The organism is Methylobacterium sp. J-077 (assembly GCF_022829365.1).
Taxonomy (GTDB): domain Bacteria; phylum Pseudomonadota; class Alphaproteobacteria; order Rhizobiales; family Beijerinckiaceae; genus Methylobacterium.
The window spans coordinates 1-6,100 of the sequence record NZ_JAKSYJ010000163.1 but is presented as its reverse complement, the minus strand read 5'-3'; the positions used below and the strand labels follow the sequence as shown (position 1 = coordinate 6,100).

At 63.0% G+C, this 6,100-nt stretch carries 7 protein-coding genes and 1 pseudogene; 4 read left to right on the top strand and 4 right to left on the bottom strand.

Features of this window, described 5'->3' with window-relative positions; all coding sequences use genetic code 11:
- A partial coding sequence (locus tag MKL11_RS19985) for a transposase (RefSeq protein ID WP_243946717.1) occupies positions 1 to 153 on the bottom strand: 153 nt, incomplete at its 3' end.
- Positions 154 to 1,432: 1,279 nt separating this feature from the next.
- On the opposite strand from MKL11_RS19985, the gene MKL11_RS19980 reads away from it, so the two are divergent.
- A complete protein-coding gene (locus tag MKL11_RS19980; protein ID WP_243946715.1) occupies positions 1,433 to 1,576 on the top strand; it encodes a hypothetical protein in 144 nt (47 codons plus the stop codon).
- A gap of 344 nt (positions 1,577 to 1,920) precedes the next feature.
- On the top strand, positions 1,921 to 2,166 hold the full coding sequence (locus MKL11_RS19975) for a hypothetical protein (protein ID WP_243946713.1): 246 nt from the start codon (positions 1,921 to 1,923) through the stop codon (positions 2,164 to 2,166).
- Between the two features lie 542 nt (positions 2,167 to 2,708).
- On the opposite strand, the gene MKL11_RS19970 is transcribed toward MKL11_RS19975, so the two are convergent.
- Positions 2,709 to 2,885 carry a hypothetical protein gene (locus tag MKL11_RS19970; RefSeq protein ID WP_243946712.1) on the bottom strand — a complete coding sequence of 59 codons (177 nt, stop codon included), beginning with the start codon at positions 2,883 to 2,885 and terminating at the stop codon, positions 2,709 to 2,711.
- A gap of 203 nt (positions 2,886 to 3,088) precedes the next feature.
- Between MKL11_RS19970 and MKL11_RS19965 the strand changes: the two are divergent.
- A pseudogene (locus MKL11_RS19965) lies at positions 3,089 to 3,337 on the top strand (hypothetical protein).
- A gap of 57 nt (positions 3,338 to 3,394) precedes the next feature.
- On the opposite strand, the gene MKL11_RS19960 reads toward MKL11_RS19965, so the two are convergent.
- Together MKL11_RS19960 and MKL11_RS19955 are read right to left on the bottom strand one after the other, a co-directional pair.
- A complete protein-coding gene (locus MKL11_RS19960; RefSeq protein ID WP_243946710.1) occupies positions 3,395 to 3,697 on the bottom strand; it encodes a hypothetical protein in 303 nt (100 codons plus the stop codon).
- Positions 3,690 to 4,367, bottom strand: a complete 678-nt coding sequence (locus tag MKL11_RS19955) for an AAA family ATPase (protein ID WP_243946709.1) — start codon at positions 4,365 to 4,367, stop codon at positions 3,690 to 3,692. Before MKL11_RS19955 ends, MKL11_RS19960 begins: the two co-directional genes overlap by 8 nt.
- Before the next feature lie 188 nt (positions 4,368 to 4,555).
- Between MKL11_RS19955 and MKL11_RS19950 the strand changes: the two genes are divergently transcribed.
- A complete protein-coding gene (locus tag MKL11_RS19950; RefSeq protein WP_243946706.1) occupies positions 4,556 to 5,602 on the top strand; it encodes a site-specific integrase in 1,047 nt (348 codons plus the stop codon).
- The last annotated feature ends 498 nt before the right edge of the window (positions 5,603 to 6,100 follow it).

The following is a 6,100-nucleotide window of genomic DNA, read 5'->3' as shown; positions in this document are numbered from 1 at the left end:
CCAAGTGAACAGCAGGCCTTGGGCGATCCCGTGCCGGCGCGCCACCGAACACACCGACACGCCAGTCTCAAACGCGGCTTCGACGATCCGCGCCTTGTCGTCGAACGACCAGCGCCGCCGCCGTTCGGTATTCTCCAGGAGCTCGACCCGCATCACCCCGACCCGCCGACCTTAACGCCAGCATTAAGGTCAGGCTTCAGCGCAGAGCGCGATGCCCTCGACCGCGGCCCTCACCGGAGGCGTACGACGTGTGGCCCGACGGATGTCTTGGATCACCGCTTCTGCCGGCTTCTTGGCCGGTCCGGATGTCTGCTTCATCTTCGCTCCTCAGGGGCTACGATGAACCAGCCATCCTCCGTTCGTGAAAACTCTCAATCTGTCCCACAGGTGCTGACGTCGGACAGCACCGCGGAGTCCGAGGTTGGCGTGCGCTTAGCATGTGACAGATCATGACAGGGGTGTTGCTGCCCGCCGGTGATCGAACTAGCGCCGAGACCCTCGTCGCTGCACCCAGGTCATCGACGATCGCCGCATGCGATGGCGCCGCATCCGCGCGTTGGTGAGCATATCGGAAGGGGAAAAGACACCGGCTACGGGGCCGACCGGCACGGCTGAGGCCGGAAGGCTCAAGCCAACCAGGCCGGCACCGGCAAGCGCGGCCAGAATGAAGATACGCATGGGGATCCTCCGTGCCTCGGCGCAGGAGGAGCGCATCGGCTATAGGGAAGCTCTGAGGGCCGTTTCCGGTTCAGTAGCCACACCCACCCACGACATCGTCCGCCGCGGTTTCACACTGCGTCCCTTGCCGAGCCTCCAGGACAGACAGCAGGGCGATGCAGCATTCATAGATGTAACTAAAATAAACTTGCACGACCCTTGATTGCATGAGTAATTAGGGTGGCGCTAATCATACGTCACCGAATGGTAATGCAACGCGTGTCGGCCTGGATCGCTATTATCCTGGATTGAGTTTTTAGATGTATGCTGGCGGATACAACCCGCACCTAATCACAATACATCCAGGCCGTGTGCTGATATGCAGGATCGCCGCGCGAAGCTTCGGGTCGAGGCTACCATCGAAGGTCGCGTTGCCTTTCCAGGGGTCGATGCGGGAGTGCGCTGTATCGTGACGAACCATTCACCCGTGGGTGCTTGCCTCGCTTTTCCGCCCGGCCTCGCAGTGCCGCGCTACTTCGAACTCGCGATCGGGCAGGAGCCGATACCTTCAACCGTTCGCATAGTCTGGCGACGAGAGGACTTGGTAGGTGTTGCCTACGCAGCACCCCGATCGGGCGTACCCGACGTCATCCCAGGCTGATTTTGCGAGCGCACGCAGCCAAGAAGCTTCACAGTCTCGCCGTCTTCCGAGCGCCTCCTGAGAGCAATGGCGGTGACGGATCGCCAAGTTCACTCCGTCTTTGAGTGCCCCGCGTTGCGCAACACCCTCCTAGCCCTTCTGGCCATCGTCGTCGTCATGGCCGCTCACGGCGTGGCTAAGGTAGTGCTGCTGCCGTTCCGGGCACTACGCGGCCTGTTCCAGCACAATGCCAAGCCCGCGCGGGTCACGGCGCGCTAACCAGAACCCGGCACCTTACGCGGACGCCGATGAGATAAACGACCTCCCCCGCCAGCTCGTGGTCATATCAGGCGGCGGGGTAGAACCACCCACGATGCCGCTCGTTGCTATGTTATGTCACAGCCGAAGCGACAGCATGACTGCCCTTGCGCCAGAATGCGCCAGCGGCTGGCGTTCAACATCCTACTGGACGAGTTCGCCATCGCGGCTCTGTCCGACGCCGTTGCAATCCTACGTGCAACTGACGATCAGGACGTGACTCACGTCGAGCACGCAATCCGAACCCATCGCATCGGCATTCTGTAACAGCGCGCGATCCTGGGCGCTGCGGGTATCGAGATCGAATGACGACCGCGGCGCCCTTCATCGTGAAGGCGAAAAGGTCCTACGGGACCGTGACCTACAACTGCCAGACGCCGGAATGGGCGCTCAAGAAGCTGCGCGACTTCCAAACCGTAAGCTACGAGGACATCAGCGTCACCGGGCCGAACGGTCATCTGTTAACCGAAGCTGAGCTCGTCGCGATGGTCGAAGGATGCGAAAGCCCGGCAAAGGTGGTCGAGTACGACAGGGCTGATCTCAAATCATGATGTTTGGCGTCCCGCCGGGAAGTTTCGGACCACGGCGCCCTGAGCCTCGGCCACTGCTCTAGATCATCCTACGGCTCGGGCCTGCTTTGCGTTCCGGGCCCTCGCTGGCGAGCAGCACTGGGTCTGGCCGGCCCGCAAGCGGATCTGACCGCGCGACCGGGCTCAAGGGCAATCTATGGCGGAGTTGGGCGCACCAGCATGGCGAGAGCCGTAACTGCGGTCCGGAACGCCCTATCCTGTGGCCCAGATTGACCGTGTAACTTGCTAATCACGGGAGAGGCCGCCACGGCTGCCGCGAGATCGATGGTATGGCCACTGTTGGAGCGATAAGGGCCAGCGTTCGCGTCGCGCATGTAGGCGTCGACCGCGGCGACGATCTCAAGGCTGCTGATCGTACCTGCTTTGCGCAGATCCGCGACGGTCGGGGGCTTGGTGGGCATGCCGTAGAGATAATTGAGGCCAGGGACGCCGCCAGCCCGTGATCAGATCGGGCGGCGGGGCCGAGATGAGAGGGGGAAATCTCAAGCGTCAAAATCGCGGTCTCAGTGCTCCGTCCCCGGCATGTTCGGACGTGGCGCGCCGCCGTGGTCCTTGATGAGGTTGGAGCGTTCCGGGTCGCCTTTCAAATTGGCGACCTGCTTCCGCGCGCCCAAGGCAAGAAAGCCGACACCACCGATCGTGCCGAGCGCCAAAAATAAAAGGGAAATGCCGCTGCCCATGGGACGTACCTTTCGTCGGAAGAACCGCCGAATAAAGTGCGACGGGGAGCATGATGCTGAATAGCAAACCGCGGCTTCGACTGTAGGTTGCGGACTGTATCAAATACGGGGTGCGGCGTCTTCCCTCAAATTCTTCGGGTCGGATCGTCCTAGACTCACGCCACGTTGATCCAAGCCGCTTCTGCCGCGGTGCGGAGTGTGTTGTGTACAATCCCATCCTGTCGTCGATCCTGCTCGCATTCGAGTCCCAACGCGTAATCGAGCTACGCATGGTACGTCTGGCCTGGGGCGGCCACGAGGGCTGAGCCGAGGCGCAATCGATGGTCATCGAGAAGATGCAAGCTGCCACTGAGGCGATGACGACGCTGATGCTCGGCGGTTCGCCTGAGACGGTTATCGCCCGCTACCGTGTGCATGTGGCCTTCAACATCAAGCGGCTGACAGCTGCCTGATCGGAGCACCGGCCGGGCGGCCATATCGTCACGGCTCGCCCGGCCTTGCGCACTTCCCTATCGCCCGTGCTTCGCCAGCACCTCGTTCAGCGCCTCGGTTACCAGCGCCTCGATCGAGTTGCCCGCCCGGCCGTGCTCCGTGACCAGTTCGCGAGAAAGACCGCGTACCTTGGCGATCAAATCCCGGTCGAGCCACACCGTGAACGCCTGCCGGTTCTCCCGGTGATCGCGTAGTTTAGGTGTAGGTTTAAGTGTATCTAAACCTTGAGCTTGAGGTTGAGCTATAGGTGGAGGTGTAGGGTCCAGGATCGGCTGTTCCCCGACCACGAACGAAGCGGACAGGCTGGGCCGCTTAGCCATTCTGCTTCTCCGTCCGCTTGCGCTTCACCTTGATGCCCACCTGCTTCGCCACCCATCGGAACAGAGCATCAATCTCCTCGGCGCCCCTCCCCTCCGGTTCGATCTCCTGGATCGTACTGCCGTCGATCAGGCAGGACTTGTAGCCCTTGCGGTGGCAGATGAACGGTGCGCCGTGCTCGCGGCCGGTGGGGATGCCGCGCGAGACGAACCCCGCGGCAGCCTCCTTCACGTCCTTCTTCGCGCCGCTCACATCCACGTCCGTGAAGATGACGAAGTTCGGCTTGCCCAGCCCCTGAGCCATCGCGTGCGAGGTCGGCACGGCATCCATGTCGGCCAGCGAGGTCCGCGACGGGATCAGCACCAGGTCGGACAGCTCGGCCGCGCGCTTGCCCATGATCTCGGCCTTGCCCGCCGTGTCGATCAGGACCAATTCGGCACCCTGCTTCTCGAACTCGTGCAACGTGGGCTCAAGGAAATCCGGCGTCGTCTCTGGCCGAACCGGAGGACCGTCCATCTGTCGTCGCGTAGACCACATCCGAAGCGTCGCCTGAGGATCGGTATCGACGATCGCCGTCAGGATACCGGCGTGGTGCGCGGCCACCGCCAGATGTGCGGTGAGCGTGGATTTCGTGCTCCCGCCCTTAAGGCCCAAGATTGTGACAACCCGCATCGACTCACCTCCGGCGCGCTTCCTAAACCGTGTAGGTCTAAGGTCCAAAGATACCGTTTAGCTTGACCTCTAGGTGTCCCGTACAGGTGCACCGTTGAAGTTTAGGTGTAGGTTTACCGCGTAGTGCGGTTGCCTTCAGCCTTCTGGTCGCGCAACTTTCGATAAAGCGCATTCTCGAAAGTTTGGCGATGAAGCCGGGCGGTAGCAGGCCACCACATCAGCGGCGCGGGAAGGTCGAGGCCTCGGCGCCGATCGGCACGGCCGTCGCCGTGGTCGAGGAGCCGACCGCCAGCCTGCCGGTCGAGGCGGCCGAACTGGTGCGCTCCTACCAGCAGGCGTCGAAGGCCGACGCGACCGTGCGGGCCTACCGCGGCGACGCGCGGGTCTTCCAGACCTGGTGCGCCCGATATGGGTTCCGGGCTCTGCCGGCCTCGCCGGAGACGGTGGCGGCGTTCGTGGTTTCGGAGGCAGAGGCTGGGCTCTTGGCCTCGACGATCGGCCGGCGGTGCGCGGCGATCACTTATGCCCACAAGCTGGCCGGCTTCGGCGACCCGACCGCCGACGAGGCGGTGCGGGCGACACTGAAGGGCATCCGGCGGCGCGTCGGGGTTGCTCCCACACAGAAAGCGGCCGCGACAGCCGAGATCCTGGCCACGCTGCTCATGCGGACTCCGGACACGCTATCCGGCAAGCGGGACCGTGCGCTGCTAGCGCTGGGGTTCGCCGGGGTGTTCCGTCGATCCGAGCTCGTCGCCCTCGATGTCGCCGACCTGGTCGCGGATCCGGAAGGCCTGCGGGTCCGGGTGCGCCGGTCGAAGACGGACCAAGAGGGCAGGGGCCTGGAGAAGGCGATCCCGCACGGCCGGTTCATCCGGCCAGTTGCGCTGGTGCGGGAATGGCTGGATGCGGCTGGCATCATCGAGGGACCGGTGTTCCGGCCGGTATCGCGGTCGGGCAACCTGCGCAAAACGGACACCGTGTCCGGTTTGCCGCCTCGCCTGACCACGCAAGCCGTAGCCGACATCATCAAGCGCTACTGCGCGGCCGCGGGGCTCGATGCCTCGACGTTCGGGGCTCACAGCCTGCGGGCCGGCTACATCACAACGGCAGCCGAGCGCGGGGCCGATCTCGCGCGGATCATGGATCAATCCGGCCACCGGGATCCGCGGACGGTGGTCGGGTACATCCGCAGGGCGAATGCCTTCAAGGGGCACTCGGGGAGCGGGTTTCTGTAGGTAGATTAGCCGCGCTTCTGGATTTCGCTCTATCCAAACTGTTTAGGAAGCGAGAGTGAGCTCGCCTTCCCGGGCAGCGCGCTCGCCGCCTTCTGACCTAATCCGGTAGCAAGGCTCGCCGGCTCGGTCGTCTGGCATGAGCCGAACCACCTCATAGATGCTATCAACAACGGTACTTTTATTGCCGCCGTAGTTGATCCCAAGCTGCCGAACGCTCTGATCAAGCTTGAATTTATGAGACATAGACCGTCCTCCATGAAGCCGCTCCCAGAGGAACGGCTTCGAAGCTCATTATAGGCAGATAAGCGAGGCTCAAGCAGACTGGAGGTTGCCTGCAGACTGCTTGCCACTGCGCTTGTGTGATTAGGCGTGGAATAAGGACCCCGTTCTCGGGGTGATCGGCGTCCAAACGGGACCCCCAGGACAAGTCATCCACAATGCCTTCCGGCTCGAACGGGAGGCTTGCGCGGGATGTTGGTCGTGGAGACGGTCGCAAAG